Source organism: Micromonospora sp. NPDC126480, assembly GCF_040302465.1.
Classification (GTDB): Bacteria; Actinomycetota; Actinomycetes; order Mycobacteriales; family Micromonosporaceae; genus Micromonospora.
In genome coordinates, this window is sequence record NZ_JBEORU010000011.1 from 170,491 (window position 1) to 191,020 (window position 20,530).

Below are 20,530 nucleotides of genomic sequence, written 5' to 3' on the forward strand. Positions count from 1 at the left end.
ATGTCAGCAGTGAAGCTTACCGTAGCGGCCACTACAACTGTAACGCTCATTACGTTAAGCGCGTCGAACTGCGGGAGGTCACGTGAGCGTCGAGGAAACCACCGGGGACCAGCGCCTGGTGCGGGTCGGCGCGCGGGACATCGCGGTCACCGAGCGGGGAGCCGGTGAGGCGGTGATGCTTTTGCACGGCGGCGGCCCGGGGGCCTCCGGGATGTCGAACTACGCCCGCAACGTCGACGCCCTGGCGCAGCGCTTCCGCGTCGTCGTGCCGGACCTGCCCGGCTACGGTCGCTCCAGCAAGGTCGTGGACCAGTCCGACCCGTTCGGGGATCTCGCGGCGGCCGTCCGTGGGCTGCTCGACGCGCTCGACATCGACGGGGCCCACCTGGTCGGCAACTCGTACGGCGGGGCCGCCGCGCTGCGCCTGGCGCTGGACCGGCCCGACCGGGTCCGGCGCCTGGTCCTCATGGGCCCGGGCGGGATCGGCACCACCCGGCACGCGCCGACCCCCGGCCTGAAACGGCTGCTCGCGTACTACGGCGGCGAGGGCCCGACCCGGGCGAAGCTCGAACGCTTCATCCGCGACGACCTGGTCTACGACGGCGCGGCCGTCCCCGACGAGATGATCGAGGCCCGGTACCAGGCGAGCATCGATCCGGAAGTCGTCGCCAATCCGCCGCTACGGCGTCCCGCCGGGCTGCGCACCCTACTCCGGATGGACCTGCTGCGAGACAAGCGGCTGGCCCAGGCCGCCACGCCGACGCTTGTGCTGTGGGGCACCGAGGACCGGGTCAACCGGCCGTCCGACGGCCGACTGCTCGCCGAGCGGATGCCCCACTGCGACCTGTACCTGGTCGCCAGGACCGGCCACTGGGTGCAGTGGGAACGCCCGGACCTGTTCAACTCCCTCACCGCCGCCTTCCTCTCCCCGGAGAAGCAATGACCGTCTTCGGCAAGGTCCACCTGGGCTACCTGTGTATCGAGACCTCCCGGTTCGGCGACTGGCGGCGCTTCGGCGCCGACGGCGTCGGCCTGCACGTCGACGAACTCGACCGCGACCGCATGCGCTTCCGCCTGGACGACCACGAGTGCCGGTTCCTGCTGCAACGGGGCCCGGCCGAGGACGTGACCACGGTCGGCTGGCACGTCGACGACCACGAGGCGTTCGACGACATCGTCGCCCGCATCACCGCCCGCGGCGTCAGCGTCGAGCAGGGCCACGACGAGGAAGCCGCATTGCGCGGCGTGCAGCGACTGGTGCGCTTCCCCGGCCCGAAAGGGCTGATCCAGGAGCTGTACACCACTCCGGTAACCACCACCGCGCCACTGCGCATGCAGGCGAGCGGGTTCGTCACCGGCGACGCCGGCATGGGTCACATCGCCATCACCTCACGGCGGCCCGACGCCATCCACCGCTACTACGACAACCTGCTCGACGCCCGGCTCAGCGACTACATCGTCGAGACGATCAGCGCGGTGCGCTTCCGGATCCGCTTCCTGCGGCTCAACGGCCGCCACCACTCCGTCGCCGTGGCCAACACCGAAGGCCTACGCATCGACCCGATCCGCACCGCGATCCAGCACCTGAACACCCAGGTCGCCACGGTGGACGACATGACCACCTCCTACCAGCGCCTCAAGCAACTCGGCTTCACCATGGCGCTGGGCATCGGGCAGCACACCAACGACAAGGAACTCTCCTACTACGTCCGGACGCCGTCCGGCTTCGAATGGGAGGTCGGCTGGAACCCGATCACCGTGGACGAGGCCACCTGGGAACCCACCACCCACCAGGGCATCAGCATCTGGGGGCACACGCCCGAGGGTCAGACGGTCATCGACAAGCTCAACCAGTTCCGCCGCGGCGCGGCGTCGCTGCGCCGCGCGGAGATCACCGTCCCGGAACTCAGCGGAGCCGTCGAATGAACACCGAACAGCACGACCACGACGTGATCATCGTCGGCTACGGGCCGGTCGGCGTCACCGCCGCCAACCTGCTCGGCGGCATGGGCGTACGGGTCGCCGTCGTCGAGCGCGACGCCGCGATCTACCCCCGCGCCCGGGCGATCTCCACCGACGAGGAGACGATCCGGATCTGGCAGGCCATCGGCCTCGCCGAGCGGCTCAAGGAGGACATGCTCGCCGGCCGCCCGATCGACTTCGTCGACGCGCGAGGCCGGTCGTTCCTGAGCCTCGCACCGGCCCCTCGGGGCAACGGACACCCGCCGCAGCTGTTCATCTACCAGCCGGCCATGGAGCAGGTTCTCCGCGACGGCGTACGTCGCTACCCGAACGTCGAGATCCTCCTGGGTCACGACTGTGAGCTCGTCGAGCAGGACGACGACGGTGTCACCGTCACCGCGCGGAACCTGACCGACGACACGGTGCGTCCCCTCAGGGGGGCGTACCTGATCGCCGCCGACGGCGGCTCCAGCCCGATCCGGACCCGGCTGGGCGTCGGGTTCGACGGCCGCACCTACCACGACCGGTGGGTCGTCATCGACACCAAGGTCAAACAGGGCTGGGACACCGTCGACCGGCTGCGCTTCCACTGCGACCCCGTCCGGCCCGCCGTGGACTGCCCGACCCCGCTGGACCACCACCGCTGGGAGTTCCCCGTCCTGCCCGGCGAGGACGAACAGGACCTGATCAGCCACGACTACATCTGGAGGCTGCTGCGCCGCTACGGCCGCACGCCCGACGAGGTCGAGATTCTCCGCGCGGTCATCTACAGCCACCACGTCCGCTTCGCCGCCCGGTGGCGCATCGGCCGGATCTTCCTCGCCGGCGACGCCGCGCACGCGATGCCGCCGTGGATCGGCGAGGGCATGTCCTCTGGCGTACGCGACGCCGGCAACCTGTGCTGGAAACTGGCCGGGGTTCTGCGCGGCGAGCTACCAGCCGACGTACTGGACAGCTACGAGGTTGAACGCAAGCCACACGTGCGGGAGATGACCGCCCAGGCGGTGCGCTTCGGGCGCATCATCACCGAGCGGCGTCGTGGCCTTACCGCCCTGCGCGACCTCGCGTTCCGGGTCGTCATGCGGGTCCCGGCCGTCCGCGCCTATCTGCAGGAGGCCAGGTGGTTCCCGGCCAACGCCTACCGGAAGGGCCTGCTGGACCACACCGGCGGCAACCGGGCGGTCGGCAGGCAGCTCCCCCAGCCCTGGGTCCAGCCGGACGGCGGTGACCGCGCCCGTCTCGACGACGTGCTCGCCGGTCGATGGACGCTGCTGCACACCGGCCCGGCCCGGGCGTGGTCGGCCTGGGCGGCCAGCGGCGTTCCGTGCCTGCAGGTCACACCGGCCGGCTCGCCCCCCGCCCCCGGCACCGTCGTGGACACCGGGGACGTCCTCATCCCCTGGCTACGCCAGCACCGCGCCACCGTGCTCGCATTGCGGCCCGACGCCGTCGTCTACGCCGCCGCCGACGCCGCCGACCTGCCCCGCCCACCGTTCGTCGCCGCGCCCCACCCGCCGGTCAGCGGACCGGCGCTTCCGCCCGCACCGACCGCGCCCTGACACCCCAAGGAGAGCCACAATGCTCAACCTCGCGCTCATGCTCGAGGGCACCGCCGAACGGCTGCCGAGCCGGGAGGCCGTCGTGCTCGGTGACACCCGCCTGTCGTACGCCCAGCTCGACGCCGCGGCGAACCAGGTCGCGAACCTGCTCGTCGACAGCGGCATCCGGCCGGGCGACCGGGTTGCGCTGTCGTGCCCGAATCTTCCGTACTTCCCGGTCGTCTACTACGGCATCCTCAAGGCGGGGGCCGTCGTCGTACCGCTGAACGTCCTCCTCAAGGCCGGTGAGATCGTCTACCACCTGCAGGACTCGGGCGCCAAGGCGTACTTCTGCTTCGAGGGCACCCCGGAACTGCCGATGGGGGTCGAGGGCTGGCAGGGGTTCGGCGGCGCCGACGGGTGCGACCACTTCTTCCTCATGACCGCCGACCCCCGGGCGTCGAGCCCGATCGAGGGTGCCAGCACCTTGGGATCCGCGCTCGCCGGCCGGGCAACCCGCTTCGAGACCGCGACCACGGAGGCCACCGACACCGCGGTGATCCTCTACACCAGCGGGACGACGGGACAGTCCAAGGGCGCCGAACTCAGCCACGCCAACATGGTCATGAACGCCACGACGTGCTGGCGCCTCTTCGGCGCCGCCGACGAGGACGTCCACCTGGTGACGCTGCCGCTGTTCCACTCGTTCGGGCAGACCGTGCAGATGAACGCGGGCCTGTACGGCGGCGCCACGCTGGTTCTCCTGCCCCGGTTCGACGCCGGCACGGCACTGACGCTGATGGAACGGGAGAAGGTCACCTTCTTCGCCGGAGTCCCCACGATGTACTGGGGCCTGCTCTCCGCCGGCCGGGAGAAGGTCGACGTCACCGCGATCGCGGCCAGCCTGCGCATGGCGGTCTCCGGCGGTGCCGCCCTTCCGGTGGAGATCCTGGAGCAGGTGGAGAAGGTCTACGGTGTCAAGATCCGCGAGGGCTACGGCCTCTCCGAGACCAGCCCGGTCGCCTCGTTCAACCACCCGGGCCGGGAGGCCAAACCCGGTTCGATCGGGCAGCCGGTCTGGGGCGTACAGATGCGGCTGGTCGACGCGGACTGGAACGAGGTCCCGGAGGGCGAGCCGGGCGAGATCGCGATCCGCGGGCACAACGTCATGAAGGGCTACCACGGCCGTCCCGGGGCGACCGCCGAGGTGCTCCGGGACGGCTGGTTCCGCACCGGCGACGTCGCCCGCCGCGACGAGGACGGCTACTACTTCATCGTGGACCGGGCCAAGGACATGATCATCCGCGGTGGCTTCAACGTGTATCCACGGGAGGTCGAAGAGATCATGATGACCCACCCCGACGTAAGCCTGGTGGCCGTAGTCGGCGTGCCGCACCCGTCACACGGCGAAGAGGTGAAGGCCTTCGTGATCCGCCACCCCGGATCCCGGCTGACCGAGAGCGAGCTGATGGACTGGTGCAAGGAGCGGATGGCCAGCTACAAGTACCCGCGCCTCGTGGAGTTCCGGGACGAGCTTCCCATGACCTCCACCGGCAAGATCTTGAAGCGCAAGCTCCGCGACGACGCGTGACCGGAACGGCTGGGCCCTCGGGAGGCGGGCTTGCAGGCACCGCGTCCCGAAGGGTTCCAGCACGACTCAGGAACGTGCGGAGCCGGCAGGTTCATCGACGTAGGCGCGGGAGTCGATCGCGTCCAGCACCGCCAACTGAGCATTGTTGGCCGTCTGCGCGCGATGAGCGATGCCGACGACCGGTCCACGGCCCGCCGGACGCTGATCGTCATCGGTCTGCTCCTCGTTACCCCGGGACCGTGCTGGCGTTCGCCACCACGGCGCTGCTGTGGCGCATCTACATCCACCGCGCCGGAGCGTTGCTGGCCGACGCCATGACCGCGGCCCCCGACCCACGCCGCGTCACCATCCTGACGATCTACTCGTAAGCGATCATGGTCGCCGGCATCGTCACCATCGCCGTCGGCGACGAACTCGTCATTCCACACCCACTGGGGCACACGGACCCGGCCTGGATCGCCGTCATCCTCGGCGGACCCGCCCTCTTCCTCGCCGGACGGGCCACCTTCGAGTACGCGGTCTTCGGCCGCACGTCCCCACCCCGGGTGATCGGCGCACTCGCCCTGATCGCCCTCACCCAGCGATGGGGCCAGCGCCGCCGCTCGCGGTAGCCACCGTCGCCGCACTCATCCTGGCCAGCGTCGCCGTGGCCGACGCGGCCCGAAGCCGACGATTCCCCGCCGAGCAGCCGTCGCCGCCCGGTTAGCCAATCGCGGACGTGCCGGCCCCAGCGGTCGGCCGTGCCTGGTGTCGCCAGCGACCGCTCCCGGACCGGACCGGAGCGTGGACACGGCGCAGGACGCACCGAGCGCGCCGACGGCGGCGGGAAGGAGCGTGATGCGGGCCGGTCGGGGTAACTCCCGCCATGGTTGTTGACCGGGGGGACGACTTCCGCCCCAAGGGCGCTGCCCGGGCCGTGGCGACTCAGGTTCGGCGTCGCGGTGGCGAGGTGGGACGGCTCAGGGTGCGGCTGTTCTCCGTCATCCTGCTCGTCGCCGCGCAGTGCGGGCTCGCCGCGGCGTTGTCCTGGGGGCTGGCGCACAACGTCCTCGACCGCCCCTCGCCGATCTTCGCGCCCAGCGCAGCCGTCGGCACGATCGTCGCCGCTCTGGGGCAGCGCGCCCGGCGCACCGCCGAACTGATGCTCGGCGTGGGGCTCGGCCTGGTGATCAGTGACCTCCTCGTGCGTCTCCTCGGTTTCGGTCTGTGGCAGATCGGCCTGGTGGTGGCGCTGGCCATCGCGGTTGCGCTGCTGGCGACCGGCCACAGCGGCGCGCTGGTCGCCCAGGCCGGCAGCACGGCGGTGCTGATCGCCACATTCGCCCAGGTCGAGCGGGGCCTGCAGTGGGCACGGATCGTCGACGCCTTCGCTGGGGGCGTCATCGCGCTGGTCGTGGTGGCACTCCTGCTGCCCATCAATCCCATGCGGATTCTTGAGCGCGCCACCGCACCGGTCGCCTCGACCCTTCGTACGCAGCTGCGGGAGGTGGCTCGTGCCCTGGCGGAGCGCGATCGGGACCGGGCAATGCGCGCACTGGATCAGCTGAGTGCGATGGACCCCGACCTGCAACGCATGGACGAGGCCCTGGGCGGCGCCGAGGAGGTCACGGTGATCGCCCCGGCGCGCTGGCAACGCCGTGTCGATGTCGAGAACTACCGCAACGGTGTCCCGCACATCCACCGGGTGAGTCTTGAGGCCCGCGAGCTGGCTCGGTGGACGGTGACCACGCTGGAGTACGACGAGCCGGTGCCGGAAGAACTCCCGGCCGCCGTCGAGAGGCTCGCCGAGGCCATCCACCTGCTCCGGCGGGAGGCGCGCGCGGGGCGGCCCTTCGAGCAGACGTATCAGGCGGTGTCGGACGGCGCGCGGCTGGCTGGCCGTGCCTACCGCAAGGGGCGCAAGCCTTTCTCCGACGCCATGGTGATCCAGCTCCGCACGATGGCCAGTGACCTGCTCCGCGCGACCGGGTGCCAGCCGGAGACCGCCAACCGGATCGTGCGCGAGGCCAGCGGGGTCTAGATCATCGGGCGGACGGCCGCCGGGTCTACGGGCGATCGCTGTCGAGGTGGGGCAACGGGCGCTCGCAGATCTCGTGCGCCTGTTCGGGTGGCAGACCGAGCATGCGCAGCACATCCTCGGTGACCTGATCGGTGGCCGTGGCGTCGTCGCGCTCTGGCTGTTCGTGCAGCAGTTGCCCGAGGCACAGCGCCGCGCCGGCCACGGTCACCATCGCCAACTCCGGGTCGCGCACGCTGAACCGCCCGGCGCGGACGCCGTCCTCGATGTCGCGGCGGGCTCGCGGTGCCAGGCCCTTGTCCGAGCCGGCCAGGACCAGGCCGGTGCTGAGCAGGACCTTGCTCAGCTCGGGCTGTCGGCGGTGCAGGCGCCCGGTCAGCCGGAAGCTCTGCGCGAACACGTGGGCCGGGTCGTCCAGGCCCACGGTCAGCTCGTCGAGCAGGCCGCCGTAGCGATCGAGGGCGTCCTCCACCGCGGCCTGGAAGAGCTGCTCGCGGCTGTCGAAGTGGTTGTAGAACGACCCCATCCCCACGTCGGCGGCCTGGGTGATCTCGAGGATCGGCACGTTCGGCTTGCCGGCCGCGATGAAGGTCTGGGCGGCGCGTACGAGCGCCGACCGGGTGTGGGCCTTCCGCCGTTCCAGGCGGTTGGGTGCGTGCCTGGTCTGCTGCGTCATGCCTGCGTGCTCACCTCTCCCGGTCGTTCTGCGCCCACCTTAACCCACGTGGAACTCAGTCATGACGAAATCGTCATCCGCCCTTGACTGACGCTACTCTCGTAAGTGACGATTTCGTCAACTTGGAGGGGAGCGGGACATGATCGAGCACCACGACCCGCACACCGGTCTGCACAGCGAGCAGGGCGCGCTGCCGGGCGAGCACCCGGGCCGCGCCCGGAACCCGATCGTGAAAGTGCACGACCTGGCCTGGCTGGAGTTCCAGAAGCCTGATCTTGAGCGGGCTGAGGCGTTCGCCCGGGCCTTCGGCTTCACCACGGCACTGCGTACCGCCGACGAGCTGCATCTGCGGGGCACCGACCCTGGCTCGCCCTGCGTACTCATCCGCCGGGGCCCGCGGTCCCGGTTCCTCGGTCCCGCGTTCCGGGCCGCCGACGGGCAGGACGTACTGCGGCTCGCGGAGACGACCGGGAGGACGATGAGTTCCCTGCCGGAGAGCCTGGGCGGGGTGACGGTGGACCTGGTCGACCCGAACGGGACGCGGGTACGCGTGGTCGCGGAGACCCACGAGCTTCCCCCGCTGCCCACGCAGCAGCCGCTGACGTTCAACTTCGCACACGACGTCACGCGGGTGAACGTCACCCAGCGGCCGCCGCGGGAGCCGGCCAAGGTACAGCGGCTCGGTCACGTCGTGCTGCAGACGACCCGTTACCTGGAGACGCTCAACTGGTATCTCGAGCATCTGGGCCTGATCGTCAGCGACTTCCTCTACTACGAGGGGCAGCGCGAGCGCGGCCCGACCATGAGCTTCATCCGCTGCGACCGTGGCAGCACGCCCACCGATCATCACACCCTCGCGATGGCCCTCGGGCCGGCCAACCGGTACGTGCACTCGGCCTACCAGGTCCCGGACCTCGACTCGCTTGCCGCTGGTGGGGAGTACCTGCTCGACCAGGGCTACCGGCGGTCCTGGGGGATCGGCCGGCACATCCAGGGCAGCCAGATCTTCGACTACTGGCGCGACCCGGACGGCTTCCTGGTCGAGCATTTCAGCGACGGCGACCTGTTCGACTGCACGCTCGAGCCCGGCTGGGCCTCGATGAGCGCCTCCGGGCTCGCCCAGTGGGGTCCGCCCGCCACCAAGGACTTCCTCGGCATGGGATCCAGCCGGGAAGCACTTCGCGAGCTGCGTGCAATCGCCAGTGCGCTGCGCGAGGACAACGAATTCGACCTCCACCGCCTCCGCGGCCTGATGAAAGCGTTCAACTCATGACCACCTCCGTCCTGCGCACCGCCGACGCCTGGTGGGTGCTCACCCCCTCCGGCGCCGCCAAGGTCAACACCAGCGCCACCACGACCGCCGAACTGCTGGCCGACCGGCCGGCGATCGTCGCGGCCACGACCAGCGGCGACACCGTCCCGGTGGACGAGCTCGCCCTGATCTCGCCGGTGACCGCGCCCTGCCGCGTCGTCGCCCAGATGACGAACTTCGCCTCGCACGTCAAGGACACCAACGGCAATCCCGAGACCGTCCCGTTGACGTTCTTCCGCAAGACCTCAGGCTCGATCAGCGGCCCGTTCGCCGACGTGGTCCGTCCCGCCCACGTGGCACTGCTGGACTACGAGGTCGAGATCGGGCTGGTCTTCGGCCGGGAGATGCCGGTCGGCACGACGGTCACCGACGACAACCTCGCCGAGTACGTCGCGGGCCTGGTGGTCACCAACGATGTCTCGGCACGTGACGTCCAGCTGCCCAAGACGCAGTTCTACGAGGCCAAGTCGTACCCGACGTTCACCCCGGTCGGCCCGGCGCTGGTGCTGCTCGACGCCGACGAATTCAAGCGGTTCACCGACCTGCGGCTGAAGCTGTGGGTCAACGGCGAACTCCGGCAGGACATGACCGCCGCCGACATGATCTACCGGCCGGTCCAGGCACTGCGGGCGCTGACCCGCTTCCAGCGGATCGACCCCGGTGACCTGCTGCTGACCGGCACGCCCGTCGGGACGGCGCTGAGCGCACCACCGAAGCCGGTCGAGATCATCGCCTCGCTGCTGCCGCCCGCCGTCAAGTGGAAGATGTTCTTCAAGGGCCAGGCCCGCAACCCCAAGTACCTCGCCGACGGCGACGTCGTCGAGGCGGCGATCGCCACCGACGACGGCGCGATCGACCTGGGGCGGCAGCGCACCGTCGTGAGGTACGCCCGATGACCGGACCCCTGCTGTGGCCGGAGTACGCCACGCCCGCCGATCTCGCGGCGATCGAGGCCGTCCCGCTCCAGGCGCGGGGCCTGCCCGAGTCGACGTACGCGCTGCTCGCGCGAGCGGCGACGACCTGGCCGGACCGTACGGCCATCAGTGTCCTGCCGGACGCCACCCGCTGGCGGGAACCGCTGCGCCGCACCTTCGCCGAACTCCTGGCCGACGTCCACCGGGTCGCGAACCTGTTCCACGACCTGGGCGTGCGGCGAAATGACGCGGTCGCCCTGATGTCGCCGAACTGCGCCGAGCTGATCACCGCGACGCTGGCCGCGCAGCTCGCCGGGATCGCGGCGCCGCTCAGCGGCGGCCTGTCCCGGCAGCACCTGGCCGAGCTCCTGCGGCGCTCCGGTGCCCGGGTGCTGGTCACGGCCGGGCCCGAGTTGGCGCCGGACACGTGGGACACCGCGCAGGCGCTGGCCCGCGACGGCCTGCTGGAGGCGATCCTCGTGCTCCGGCCCACGGCCGCGACGGACGCGCCTCACCCGCTGCCGGCTGTCGACGGCGTACGCATCGGCTACCTCGGCGAGCTTGCCGCGGCCACGGACCCGGCCGTCTTCGACGGTGACCTGCCCCGGTCCTCCGACCTGGCCGCGATGTTCCACACCGGCGGCACCACCGGCGCTCCGAAGCTGGCCGCGCACACGCACACCAACGAGGTCGCCGACGCGTGGATGCTGGCCGCCAGCTCCCTGTTCGACGAGGAGTCCGTGGTCTTCGCGGCCCTTCCCCTGTTCCACGTGAACGCCCTCGTCGTCACCCTGCTGGCGCCCCTGTTCAAGGGGCAGACCGTGGTGTGGGCCGGACCGCTCGGCTACCGCGACCCGGCACTGTTCGGCGTGTTCTGGAAGATCGTCGAGCACTACCGGCTCGCCGCCATGAGCGCGGTGCCCACGGTGTACGGTGCGCTGGCGCAGGTCCCCGTCGACGCCGACATCAGCAGCCTGCGGTTCCCGATGGTGGGGGCCTCGCCGCTGCCCGCCGCGGTCCGGAGCGCCTTTCAGTCCCGCACCGGGATAGCGCTGGTCGAGGGCTACGGGCTGACCGAGGCGACCTGCGCGAGCGCCCGCAGCTTCCCCGACGCGTCGCCGCCGGGTTCGGTCGGGCAGCGCCTGCCGTACCAGCGGGTACGGGTCGTGTCCGCGGACGGTACGTGGGAAGACCGGCCAGTCGGCGAGACGGGCGTGCTGGCGATCAGCGGCCCGACCGTCTTCCCCGGCTACGTCGTCGACCGCGATGAAAACGGGCCCCTGCTGGACGGCCTTGGCAAATTGGTCGACGGCTGGCTGGACACCGGGGACCTCGCCCGCATCGACGAGGACGGCTTCGTCTACCTCGCCGGGCGAGCCAAGGACCTCATCATCCGCGGCGGGCACAACATCGATCCCGCCATCATCGAGGACACGCTGCTGGCCCACCCGCAGGTCGTCACGGCGAGCGCGGTCGGGCGTCCCGACGTACACGCCGGCGAGGTGCCGGTCGCCTACGTCACCCTCGCGCCCGGCGCCACCGTCACGGGGGACGACCTGCGGGACTGGGCCAGCGACCGGGTGCCCGATCGCACCGCCGCGCCCAAGGCCGTGACGATCCTCGACGAGCTGCCCGTCACCGCCGTGGGCAAGCTCTACAAGCTCGCCCTCCGCAGGGACGCTGCCCAGGCGGAACTCCGTGCCGCGCTCGGCCAGATCGCCGGAGTGCAGGACATCAAGGCCACGATCGAGGGCAGCTCCGTCGTGGTCACTGTGAACATTCATCCCACTGCCCAGGAGGACGCCGTCAAGGACATCCTGGGCCGGTATGCCATTGAATGGCGATTGGTGGTTACCTCATGACACTCGCTGCGATCATCCTCGCGGTGCTGCTCGCGCTGATCTTCGCCGCCCTGGGCACGGCCAAGATCCTGGCCCTGCAACCGATGCGTGAACTGGCCGGGGAGGCCGGCTTCTCCGTCGCGGCCTATCGCCGCATCGGCGTGCTCGAGATCGCCGCCGTGATCGGGCTGCTCATCGGCCTGGTCCAGCCGCTGATCGGCATCCTCGCCGGTGCCGGGCTGCTGCTCCTGCTCGGCGGAGCTCTCGTCGTACACCTACGCAAGGGGGACGGCCCGCGCAAGTACGCTCCCGCCATCGTCTGCGGAATCCTCGTCGCTGCCTACCTCGTTCTTCAGGTGATGGCCGCCCGATGAACGCGGTTCCGGTGGTGATCGTCGGCGCCGGCCCCACCGGGCTCGCCGCCGCGACGCTGCTCGCCCAGTACGGCGTCGAGTGCCTGATCCTCGATCGGTGGGAGTCGGTTTACCCCCTGCCCCGCGCCGTCGCCCTTGACGACGAGGTCCACCGCATCCTTGCCCGCCTGGGGCTCCGGGACGAGTTCGCCGCCATCTCCCGGCCACACCGGGGCCTTCGACTCATCGACCGCAGGATGCGGGTGCTGGCGGAGTTCCCGCGCGACGTCGGGCCGGGCCGGCACGGCTATCCCCAAGGGAGCATGTTCGACCAGCCGGAGCTGGAGGCGATCCTCCGCCGGAACCTGAAGCGGTACGGCAGCGCCACCCTGCGGGGCAACACCGAGGTCACCGCGCTGGCCCAGAACGCCGACGGCGTACGGCTCGACGTCGCCGACACGGCCACCGGCGAGCACGACGTCGTCCACGCGGCGTACGTCCTGGGCTGCGACGGCGCCAACAGCCTGACCCGGGCCGCGATCGGCGCCACCATGCAGGATCTCGGGTTCACGCAACGCTGGCTCGTCGTCGACGTCGTCACCGAGGCCGACCTCGGCCAGTGGGAAGGCGTGCACCAGCTCTCCGACCCGACCCGCGCCGGCACGTACATGCGCGTCGGGAAGACCCGCTACCGCTGGGAATTCCGACTGGCTCCCGGCGAGACCGCCGACGACTTCCACGACCTGACCCGGCTGCATCCGTTGATCGCGCCATGGACAGGGAACATCCCTCTCGCGGAACTGGAGGTCGTCCGCGCCGCCGAGTACACCTTCCGCGCGCAGGTCGCCGACCGGTGGCGCGACCGGCGGGTGTTCCTGCTCGGCGACGCCGCCCACCTCACCCCACCGTTCATCGGCCAGGGCATGGGTGCGGGGCTACGCGACGCGATGAACCTCGCCTGGAAACTCGCCGGCGTGCTCGACGGGACCCTGTCCGAGACCGTTCTCGACACCTACGCGGTCGAACGCAGGCACCACGCGCGAGCCATGATCAAGATGGCGAAGATCATCGGCACCGCGATGACGGCCGGCGGCAGAGTGGGCGACGTCATCCGCCGCGCGGTGGCGCCGCGGCTGCACCGCGTACCCGGTCTCAAGGACCTCGCCACCGACAGCCGGACACCGCCGCTGCGCCGGTCCGACCTGGTGATACGGCCGCGCCTGCGCCGCACCCTCGCGGGCCGCCTGTGCCCCAACGCCCTCGTCGACGGCGACCGCCGCTTCGACGACATTGCCGCCGGCCGGTTCGCGATCGTCACCACCACCGAGCCGCCCGCCACCCAACGAGCAGACATCGAACGGCACGGAATGGTGCTCGTCGCTGCCCGACCGGGCAGCGAGCTGCACCAATGGCTGACGAGGAGCCGCGCCCACACGGCGATCGTCCGCCCAGACGGGACGGTGCTCAGCGCCGGCCGCCGGCTGTCCGTGTTCCGCACCATCGTGCCCGGCCACAACAGGAACCTCCCTCGCCACCCCACCACTCACCTCGGCATCCCCTGGCGCCTACACCGAGGCCCGGGCCGAGCGATCGGAGAACGATGACAGTCTCGAACAGCGTCACGCCCGACACCTGGCCGGCTGCCGTGCCGTTCCCGGGCAGTGAAGACGCCCCCGGCCATGTCGAGGACGTCAACGGCGTTCCGGCCCGGCACCACTACGTGGAGACCGCTGGCACGTCCTGGCACGTGGTGACCGCCGGAGACCCGGACAAGCCGCCCGTCGTCTTCCTCCACGGCTTCCCGGAATCCTGGTGGGCCTTCCACGCCCAGATCGCCGACCTGGCCGCCGACGCCTTCTGCGTCGCCGTGGACACCCTGGGCAACGGCCAGTCAGACAAGCGGCTCGACCTCGACTACCACTACGGAGCGGTCGCCGCGAACATCAGCGCTCTCATCGATGTCTGCGGTCTCGACCGCTTCGCCCTCGTCGCCCACGACCGCGGCGCGGTAATCAGTGACAACCTGTGCGCCGTCCCCTCCATGGCCGATCGCATCGTCGGCTACGTGCGCATGCAACAGTCCGGCAACCAACCCCACAGCGAACCCCGTCCCCCACACGAGCTGTTCGCTAGCCCCGCCGGCGTCGAGCTCTTCAAGTCCGGGCTGCTGATCGACATGGCATACGGCGCCCTTCCCCGCCCGGACGGCCAACCTCCGCTGGTCGCCCGGCCGCTCGACGACACGACCCTGGCCCGGCTCCGTCGTGAATTCTCCTTTCCAGGCGTAGCCGAAGGAGCGTCCGCGTCGTTCCGCGGCGCCAGCTTCGACCGCGAACTCGCCGAGCGCAAGGCACGGCTCTTCGCGGCCATGACGATGCCGGTGCTGTTCCTCCAAGGCTCCCGCGATCCCGGTCAGCAGCCCTCCGAGTACGAGACGGTCAGCGACGAGGTACCGGATGGCCGCCTGGTCTTCGTCGACGCGGGACACTTTTTCCACCTGGAAGCACCGGCGGAGACCAACGCCGAGGTCAGGGGATTCCTCACCGACATCGGCTGGATCGGGACGCAGGCCTGACTGGACGCCCCGGCCGTCACTCAGTTTGTCGCCCATTGGTCGATGCACAATGCTGTCATGCGGCGAGATGCTCTCTGATCGTCATCCCTGAGTAGCCTCGGCGGGCTGCTGGCGAAGGCGAGCCCGGTGCGAGCGGCGCCGGACAGCCACGACGATCGCCAGCACCGCACCGAAGAGCAGACTGATGCTGGCCAGGCCGAACGCCGCCAAGCTGAGGACAGCCGTGTCGCGTGCACCGTAGAACCGCGGTGGATCACCGATTGACATGGTAGGTGTGGGGCCGCCCCCGGATGTCATGCACTTCACCTCGTACGTACCGGACGGCTCGGCATGTATCGCGAGAAGCCCGCGCCATCGTTCGTTGTCGACCTTGAGTTCGACACCCTCCAAAGGCCGGACCTCGCCGTACTGGAGAATCTCTCGACCGTCTACCCGTGAGGCAACGCAGTTGACGGCCGGAAGGCTCTGCCCGGTCCCCCTGGCCCACACCATCTTCTCGTCCGACAACGACAGGTGCACCGTGACCGGCTGCCCCGGCGTGAAGCGCTGGCCCAGATCACCTCCAGAGCCGAGGAGGAACGGCATCATCCCAGCCGCTGCCAGCACGCCGCTGGTGGCGACCAGTGCCGCCACGATGAACCAGATTCGGCGCGGCCGTAGGTCCACGGGAGTGACGGCCGGAGAGAAGGTCATGGCAAGATGATGCACGGTGACCATGCGTCACGCCAGGACCTGAGCGACCAGTCAAGGGTTCCTTGACGGACGACGAGATTGGCTGCGGATGTTAGCTGTGGCGCGTCCCTGGTGATCGAGTCCTCGGCGCCGGGCCCTGACGCTACGGGGCGAGCAAGGCCTGGGTCAGGGTGGCAAGGTTCGAAACGACCGGGGTCTGGTCAGAGGCCAAGTGTTTGCGTGAATCGCGTCCGCACTCGCAGCCGAGGCCAATCGCACCCGCACGTCGGGCATGGTACAGCCGCAGGAACGAACCGCTCACGACAAGGCAGGACGCGACCGGCACTCCGAGCAGATCGGCCGCGCGTTCAGCTGTGCACCCGGCGTCGATCCCGGGAAGGTCGAGTCCCTGCCGACCGGCGACGGCAGCGACGTACCTGTCCAGCGTGTGCGCTCGGAGCGTGGCCAACACCGCGTCCTCGGAGAGGTCGCTTATCACGGCTACCTTGCGCCCGGCGGCAGCACGGACGGCGAGGAGTTGGTCCAGTCCCCGCGCCGGCTTGGCGGTGAGCGCCGCGTCCACCTCCAGACGCGACATGAGTGCTTCCGCCTCAACGGCGTGATCAGGTTCGCGCTTCGCGAGAAACTCCAGCGTCTGGTAGGCCCCGAAGAACGACCACGTGACCGGCACTGGTCGGGGCCGGGGTTCGCGACTCATCAGCAAGCCCGTGATCGCCTTCTCGCGGGCTTCCGGACCCATCGCGGCCTGCACGTCGAACATGACACCGTCAAAGTCCAACAGCACATGTCGGGCGCGACCGACAGCACGCGCAACGTGGGCCCGCACCCTCGGTGCGGTTCGGCCAGCAGGCTGATTCACATCCACCCCCGGGTCCGGGCGATCATCGCCTGTTTCATACCACCCCCGGCCGCGGCCACCGAATCCTCGCCCTCCGGCGCCAGCCGCCCTCCCGGCGGTGCCAGGAGACACGACGAACACCACCAGCGGACAGGCGTCCACGGCTCGGGGTGCTTCGTCTCCCGTGCGATCCAGCCGAATCGTTGTGTCGGCCACCGGTCGTTACGCGCTGTGAAACGGGCCCGCCGACGTAACGTCCCTATTGTGATCGACCTGCTCGAGCGCGCATCGTTGCTGGACGAACTGAGCAGCGCACTGGCCGCGACCGCGGACGGCGGCCGGGTGGTGCTCATCTCGGGTGAGGCGGGCATCGGCAAGTCCGTGCTGGTCAAGCGATTCGTCGAACAGTCTGCGGCCGAGACCCGATTCCTGTTCGGCACCTGCGATCCGCTGCTCACGCCCCGAGCGCTCGGCCCCCTGCACGACCTCGCTCGCGAGGTGGGGGGTCGGTTGGCAGCGCTGCTGAGTGACGGCGCCACGCCGGAGCATCTTTTCGCCGCGCTCATCGACGAACTCGACCAGCCGTCGCGGCGGCAGGTGGTCGTGATCGAGGACGCGCACTGGGCCGACGAAGCGACCTTGGACCTGCTGGTGTTCCTGGGGCGACGGATGGAGCGCATCCGCACACTACTGATCGTCACCTACCGGGACGACGAGCTGCCGGTCGACCATCCGCTTCGTGCGGTCGTCGGTCGGCTGCCACCGGGTGCGGTCCTGCGGCTGCGACCCAAGCCGCTGTCCGAGACCGCGGTGACGGAGCTGGCCCGGCGGGCTGGCCGCCCCGCCACCGGGCTGCACGCGCTCACCGGGGGGAACCCGCTGCTGCTCACCGAGGTGCTGGCGGCCCGCGATGCCGGCGTGCCGCTGACCGTTCGCGACCTCGTCCTGGCGCGCTTGGCCGGACTTCCGGCGAGCGCGCAGGAGGTGGTCCGGCTCGTCTCGGTGGTGCCCACCCGCGTGGAGCTGTGGCTGTTGGAAGCGATGGGACCGGGGTGGACGGCGGTCGACGCCGCCGTGACGGCCGGGTTGCTCGTCGTACAACCCAACGCGGTCCGGTTCCGGCACGAACTGCTCCGACGGGCGGTGGAAAGTTCGGTATCGGCACTCACCCGCCGGGAGTTGAATCGCCGAGTGCTGGAGGTGCTCAGCCTTGCCGCCGGCCGGGACGTCGACGTCGCCCGGCTGGTGCACCACGCCCGGGAGGCCGACGACATCGAGGCCCTGCTGCGGTACGGGCCCGAGGCCGCCCGGCAGGCGGCTGCGGCCGCCGCGCATCGGGAGGCCGTGGGGCACTACCGGGCGGTGCTGGCCCACGCCGATCAGCTGCCGGTGGCCGTTCGGGCGGAGTTGCTGGAGACGTACTCGGTCGAGTGCTACCTGTGTGGGCTGTCCGTCGAGGCGGTCTCGGCCCGCCGGGCAGCGGTCGGCCTGCGCGAGGACGCCGGCGACCGGAAGCGGTTGGGGGCGAGCCTGCGCTGGCTGTCACGTCTGCACTGGTGGGTCGGCGACCGGCGGGAGGCGGAAGCGGCCGCCGCCCGCGCGATCGCCGTGCTGGAAACGCTGGAACCCGGCCGCGATCTGGCGATGGCCTACGGCAATCAGGCGCAGCTCGACGTGCTCGCGGACCGACTGGACGTGGGGTCGGGCTGGGCCCGGCGGGCGATCGATCTGGCTCAGCGCTTTGATGACCAGGAAACGCTCAGTCATGCCTTGACCACGATCGGATCGGCCCGGCTTCGCGGCGGCGACCCGGACGGCCGGGTGGATCTGGAGCAGGCGTACCAGGTGGCGACAGCCGCCGGGCTGGAGGACAACGCCGCCCGCGCCATCGGCAATCTGGCCACGCTCGGCGCAGAGATGAAGTACTACCGTCATGTCTGCGCGGACCTGGATCGGGCGCTCGCCTTCCTTCGGGCTCGCGAGCTGTCCGGGCACGTCCAGCACGTGCTGGGACACCGCGCCCGGGTGCGGTTGGATCAGGGCGACTGGGCCGGTGCGGAGCAGGACGCGCAGGTGGCGCTGGCCGAACCGGTGGTCGGCGGCGCGTGGATGGTGGACGCGCTGGTGCCACTGGGCCTGATCCAGGCCCGCCGCGGCGACCCGGCCGCCGCCGCGACTCTGCAGGAGGCGACCGAACGGGGGTTCGCCACCGTCGAACTGCAGTGGACTGCACCGGTGGCCGCCGCCCGGGCCGAGTACGCCTGGTTGCATGGCGACGATCACCTGGTCGCCGCGGAGGTCGGCCGGGCCTTCGACCGGGCCGTGGAGCTTGCGCATCCCTGGTTTGCGGGAGAGCTGGCGGGCTGGCTGTGGCGGGTGGGTGCGCTGCCACGGATCCCGCCGGTGGTCGCCGAGCCGCACAGACTGTTGCTCGCCGGCGACTGGCTCGCGTCCGCGGACGCCTGGCGGGACCTCGGCTGCCCCTATCAGCAGGCGCTGGCACTCTCCTGCGGTGATCGGGACGAGGCGTTGCTGGAGGCGTTGGCGCTGCTCGACGGCTTGGGTGCCCGGCAGGCGGCCCTGCGGGTACGCCGGGACCTGCGGCGCCGCGGTCACCGGCGGATGCCCCGCGGGCCGATCCGGGCCACCGCCGCCAACCCGGCCGGCCTGACCGCCCGGCAGGTCGAGGTGCTCGGGCTGCTCGCCGAAGGGCTGACCGACGCGGCGATCGCCACCCGGCTGTCGCTGTCGGTCAAAACCGTCGGCCACCACGTCTCGGCGTTGTTGGCGAAGCTGGACGTCCCGTCGCGGCACGAGGCCGTCGCGGCCGCCAGCCGGCTCGGAGTCGTCCCGGTAGAGAAATAGGGAGCCGGACGGTAAGAGGTAGGGAACCGATCCCGATTTCCCGGCACGGCGCCGGTCCTAGCGTTGCCCTGACCGACCTCGTCGAGAGGTCTGCCAGAGGAGGAACGTCATGGACATCGCCACCATCAAGCAACGGCAGCAGGCGACCTGGGCCGCGGGTGACTACGCGGCGGTCGGGACCCGCCTGCTGCCCACGGCCGAGTTGCTGTGCGAGGCCGTCGACCTGCGTGCCGGCGAACGGGTTCTCGACGTGGCGTGCGGTAACGGCAACGCCGCGCTGGCCGCGGCCCGCCGGTTCTGCCACGTCGTCGGCGTCGACTTCGTCCCGGCCCTGCTCGACCGGGCGCGCCGGCGTGCCGATGCCGAAGGGCTGGAGGTGACCTTCCAGGAGGCGGACGCGGAAGCCCTGCCGTTCCCCGACGACTCCTTCGACGTCGTGCTGTCGACCTGCGGTGCCATGTTCGCCCCGGACCAGGAGCAGACGGCCCGCGAGCTGCTGCGCGTGTGCCGGCCCGGCGGGCGCATCGGCATGGTCAACTGGACGCCCGACAGTTGGGTCGGAGAGCTCTTCCGCACCCTCGGCCGCTACCTGCCGCCCCCACCGGGCATGCGACCGCCGGCGGAGTGGGGCAGCGCGGACCGGCTGCGGGAGCTGTTCGGTCCCGAGGTGAACATCTCGGCGCCACGGCGCAGCTTCCGGTGGCGGTTCCCCTCGATCGAACACCAGGTGCAGTTCTTCGCCGAGTTCTACGGCCCCACCAACCGGGCCGTCGCGACACTGGGCACCGATCGGGCCGCCGAGCTCAAGGCCGACATGGTCGAGTTGACCCGGCGCTTCAACACCTCCGGTGACGACACACTGGTGTTGAGGATGGACTACCTGGAGGCCGTCGTCCAGAAGCCGGCAGCCGTGTGACAGAGCGGTGGCGGCGTCGCCGGTGACGGTGGCCGGCAGCCGGCGTCCACCTGGTGACGGGCCTCCCACCTGGTGGCCCGGTCGGCCCCGTCGGCGGCACGTCCGGGATGCCGCTGCGGCTCCGGCACCCGCACCGAGCGAACGGGGCGGCGCACGGACTGCCCGACCCCACCCACGACAGGAAACCGGACCGGGGCGACCGGTCCGCCGTCCCCACGTACCCCAAGGAGTAACTCATGCAGCGCAGAAGCCTGCTCGGTGCCGCCGTCGGTGGCGCCGCCGCCGTCCTCGTCGGCTCACCCGCCGCCGGCGCCTCACCGGTCCGCCGCGGTGATCCTCGCCGCCCTAATGGGTCGTACCGAGTTGTTGTAGGACACTCGGCTCCGGTAGCCGCCGGCCGGTGAGCACTCTCGTCGCCTGGATCTTGAGAATCCTAGGG

The 20,530-nt window shown here is 70.6% G+C and carries 18 protein-coding genes; 15 read left to right on the top strand and 3 right to left on the bottom strand.

What is annotated here, in order from left to right; all coding sequences use genetic code 11:
- Nucleotides 1–82: 82 nt before the first annotated feature.
- The 7 genes from ABTW87_RS13340 (at nucleotide 83) to ABTW87_RS13370 (ending at nucleotide 7,111) form a co-directional block, all read left to right on the top strand.
- Nucleotides 83–943, top strand: coding sequence for an alpha/beta fold hydrolase (locus ABTW87_RS13340; RefSeq protein ID WP_350651074.1), 861 nt, complete (start codon nucleotides 83–85; stop codon nucleotides 941–943).
- Nucleotides 940–1,926 (top strand): VOC family protein, encoded by a 987-nt coding sequence (locus ABTW87_RS13345; protein ID WP_350651075.1) that lies wholly within the window; start codon nucleotides 940–942, stop codon nucleotides 1,924–1,926. Before ABTW87_RS13340 ends, ABTW87_RS13345 begins: the two co-directional genes overlap by 4 nt.
- Nucleotides 1,923–3,521: a bifunctional 3-(3-hydroxy-phenyl)propionate/3-hydroxycinnamic acid hydroxylase gene (locus tag ABTW87_RS13350; protein ID WP_350651076.1), complete on the top strand. Its 1,599-nt coding sequence runs from the start codon at nucleotides 1,923–1,925 to the stop codon at nucleotides 3,519–3,521. The genes ABTW87_RS13345 and ABTW87_RS13350 overlap by 4 nt, the downstream gene beginning before the upstream one ends.
- 19 nt (nucleotides 3,522–3,540) lie before the next feature.
- Nucleotides 3,541–5,091 carry a long-chain-fatty-acid--CoA ligase gene (locus tag ABTW87_RS13355; RefSeq protein WP_350651077.1) on the top strand — a complete coding sequence of 517 codons (1,551 nt, stop codon included), beginning with the start codon at nucleotides 3,541–3,543 and terminating at the stop codon, nucleotides 5,089–5,091.
- Nucleotides 5,092–5,330: 239 nt separating this feature from the next.
- Entirely contained in the window at nucleotides 5,331–5,459 is a 129-nt protein-coding gene (locus ABTW87_RS13360) for a hypothetical protein (RefSeq protein ID WP_350651078.1), read from the top strand.
- 6 nt (nucleotides 5,460–5,465) lie between these two features.
- Complete coding sequence (locus tag ABTW87_RS13365) at nucleotides 5,466–5,702, top strand: low temperature requirement protein A (RefSeq protein WP_350651079.1); 237 nt, start codon at nucleotides 5,466–5,468, stop codon at nucleotides 5,700–5,702.
- 353 nt (nucleotides 5,703–6,055) lie between these two features.
- Nucleotides 6,056–7,111 (top strand): FUSC family protein, encoded by a 1,056-nt coding sequence (locus ABTW87_RS13370; RefSeq protein ID WP_350651080.1) that lies wholly within the window; start codon nucleotides 6,056–6,058, stop codon nucleotides 7,109–7,111.
- Nucleotides 7,112–7,136: 25 nt separating this feature from the next.
- On the opposite strand, the gene ABTW87_RS13375 is transcribed toward ABTW87_RS13370, so the two are convergent.
- A complete protein-coding gene (locus ABTW87_RS13375; RefSeq protein WP_350651081.1) occupies nucleotides 7,137–7,784 on the bottom strand; it encodes a TetR/AcrR family transcriptional regulator in 648 nt (215 codons plus the stop codon).
- Nucleotides 7,785–7,923: 139 nt separating this feature from the next.
- Here ABTW87_RS13375 and ABTW87_RS13380 point away from each other — a divergent pair, with 139 nt between their 5' ends.
- The 6 genes from ABTW87_RS13380 to ABTW87_RS13405 are packed head-to-tail and all read left to right on the top strand — an operon-like array spanning nucleotide 7,924 to nucleotide 14,779.
- Entirely contained in the window at nucleotides 7,924–9,057 is a 1,134-nt protein-coding gene (locus tag ABTW87_RS13380) for a VOC family protein (protein WP_350651082.1), read from the top strand.
- On the top strand, nucleotides 9,054–9,992 hold the full coding sequence (locus ABTW87_RS13385) for a fumarylacetoacetate hydrolase family protein (protein WP_350651083.1): 939 nt from the start codon (nucleotides 9,054–9,056) through the stop codon (nucleotides 9,990–9,992). The genes ABTW87_RS13380 and ABTW87_RS13385 overlap by 4 nt, the downstream gene beginning before the upstream one ends.
- Nucleotides 9,989–11,872 carry an acyl-CoA synthetase gene (locus tag ABTW87_RS13390; RefSeq protein ID WP_350651084.1) on the top strand — a complete coding sequence of 628 codons (1,884 nt, stop codon included), beginning with the start codon at nucleotides 9,989–9,991 and terminating at the stop codon, nucleotides 11,870–11,872. Before ABTW87_RS13385 ends, ABTW87_RS13390 begins: the two co-directional genes overlap by 4 nt.
- Nucleotides 11,869–12,225, top strand: coding sequence for a DoxX family protein (locus ABTW87_RS13395; RefSeq protein ID WP_350651085.1), 357 nt, complete (start codon nucleotides 11,869–11,871; stop codon nucleotides 12,223–12,225). Before ABTW87_RS13390 ends, ABTW87_RS13395 begins: the two co-directional genes overlap by 4 nt.
- Nucleotides 12,222–13,808: a bifunctional 3-(3-hydroxy-phenyl)propionate/3-hydroxycinnamic acid hydroxylase MhpA gene (gene mhpA, locus ABTW87_RS13400; protein ID WP_350651086.1), complete on the top strand. Its 1,587-nt coding sequence runs from the start codon at nucleotides 12,222–12,224 to the stop codon at nucleotides 13,806–13,808. The genes ABTW87_RS13395 and mhpA overlap by 4 nt, the downstream gene beginning before the upstream one ends.
- The gene (locus tag ABTW87_RS13405) at nucleotides 13,805–14,779 is read left to right on the top strand and encodes an alpha/beta fold hydrolase (protein WP_350651087.1); all 975 of its coding nucleotides are present in this window, start codon (nucleotides 13,805–13,807) and stop codon (nucleotides 14,777–14,779) included. Before mhpA ends, ABTW87_RS13405 begins: the two co-directional genes overlap by 4 nt.
- Before the next feature lie 81 nt (nucleotides 14,780–14,860).
- Here the strand turns inward: ABTW87_RS13405 and ABTW87_RS13410 are convergent, their stop codons facing one another.
- Both ABTW87_RS13410 and ABTW87_RS13415 read right to left on the bottom strand, forming a co-directional pair.
- Nucleotides 14,861–15,472 carry a hypothetical protein gene (locus ABTW87_RS13410; protein WP_350651088.1) on the bottom strand — a complete coding sequence of 204 codons (612 nt, stop codon included), beginning with the start codon at nucleotides 15,470–15,472 and terminating at the stop codon, nucleotides 14,861–14,863.
- Nucleotides 15,473–15,614: 142 nt separating this feature from the next.
- Nucleotides 15,615–16,232: an HAD family hydrolase gene (locus ABTW87_RS13415; protein ID WP_350651089.1), complete on the bottom strand. Its 618-nt coding sequence runs from the start codon at nucleotides 16,230–16,232 to the stop codon at nucleotides 15,615–15,617.
- Nucleotides 16,233–16,574: 342 nt separating this feature from the next.
- On the opposite strand from ABTW87_RS13415, the gene ABTW87_RS13420 reads away from it, so the two are divergent.
- Both ABTW87_RS13420 and ABTW87_RS13425 read left to right on the top strand, forming a co-directional pair.
- Entirely contained in the window at nucleotides 16,575–19,175 is a 2,601-nt protein-coding gene (locus tag ABTW87_RS13420; protein WP_350651090.1) for a helix-turn-helix transcriptional regulator, read from the top strand.
- A 109-nt stretch (nucleotides 19,176–19,284) separates the two neighbouring features.
- Nucleotides 19,285–20,091: a class I SAM-dependent methyltransferase gene (locus ABTW87_RS13425; RefSeq protein WP_350651091.1), complete on the top strand. Its 807-nt coding sequence runs from the start codon at nucleotides 19,285–19,287 to the stop codon at nucleotides 20,089–20,091.
- Nucleotides 20,092–20,530: the final 439 nt, after the last annotated feature.

Bases quoted from the DNA above. Each gene is read 5' to 3' on its own strand.
- ABTW87_RS13345 (WP_350651075.1), top strand. From the start codon at position 940: ATGACCGTCTTCGGCAAGGTCCACCTGGGCTACCTGTGTATCGAGACC.
- ABTW87_RS13385 (WP_350651083.1), top strand. From the start codon at position 9,054: ATGACCACCTCCGTCCTGCGCACCGCCGACGCCTGGTGGGTGCTCACC.
- ABTW87_RS13365 (WP_350651079.1), top strand. From the start codon at position 5,466: ATGGTCGCCGGCATCGTCACCATCGCCGTCGGCGACGAACTCGTCATT.
- ABTW87_RS13380 (WP_350651082.1), top strand. From the start codon at position 7,924: ATGATCGAGCACCACGACCCGCACACCGGTCTGCACAGCGAGCAGGGC.
- mhpA (WP_350651086.1), top strand. From the start codon at position 12,222: ATGAACGCGGTTCCGGTGGTGATCGTCGGCGCCGGCCCCACCGGGCTC.
- ABTW87_RS13350 (WP_350651076.1), top strand. From the start codon at position 1,923: ATGAACACCGAACAGCACGACCACGACGTGATCATCGTCGGCTACGGG.
- ABTW87_RS13395 (WP_350651085.1), top strand. From the start codon at position 11,869: ATGACACTCGCTGCGATCATCCTCGCGGTGCTGCTCGCGCTGATCTTC.
- ABTW87_RS13410 (WP_350651088.1), bottom strand. From the start codon at position 15,472: ATGACCTTCTCTCCGGCCGTCACTCCCGTGGACCTACGGCCGCGCCGA.
- ABTW87_RS13355 (WP_350651077.1), top strand. From the start codon at position 3,541: ATGCTCAACCTCGCGCTCATGCTCGAGGGCACCGCCGAACGGCTGCCG.
- ABTW87_RS13405 (WP_350651087.1), top strand. From the start codon at position 13,805: ATGACAGTCTCGAACAGCGTCACGCCCGACACCTGGCCGGCTGCCGTG.
- ABTW87_RS13390 (WP_350651084.1), top strand. From the start codon at position 9,989: ATGACCGGACCCCTGCTGTGGCCGGAGTACGCCACGCCCGCCGATCTC.
- ABTW87_RS13425 (WP_350651091.1), top strand. From the start codon at position 19,285: ATGGACATCGCCACCATCAAGCAACGGCAGCAGGCGACCTGGGCCGCG.
- ABTW87_RS13415 (WP_350651089.1), bottom strand. From the start codon at position 16,232: ATGTTCGACGTGCAGGCCGCGATGGGTCCGGAAGCCCGCGAGAAGGCG.
- ABTW87_RS13375 (WP_350651081.1), bottom strand. From the start codon at position 7,784: ATGACGCAGCAGACCAGGCACGCACCCAACCGCCTGGAACGGCGGAAG.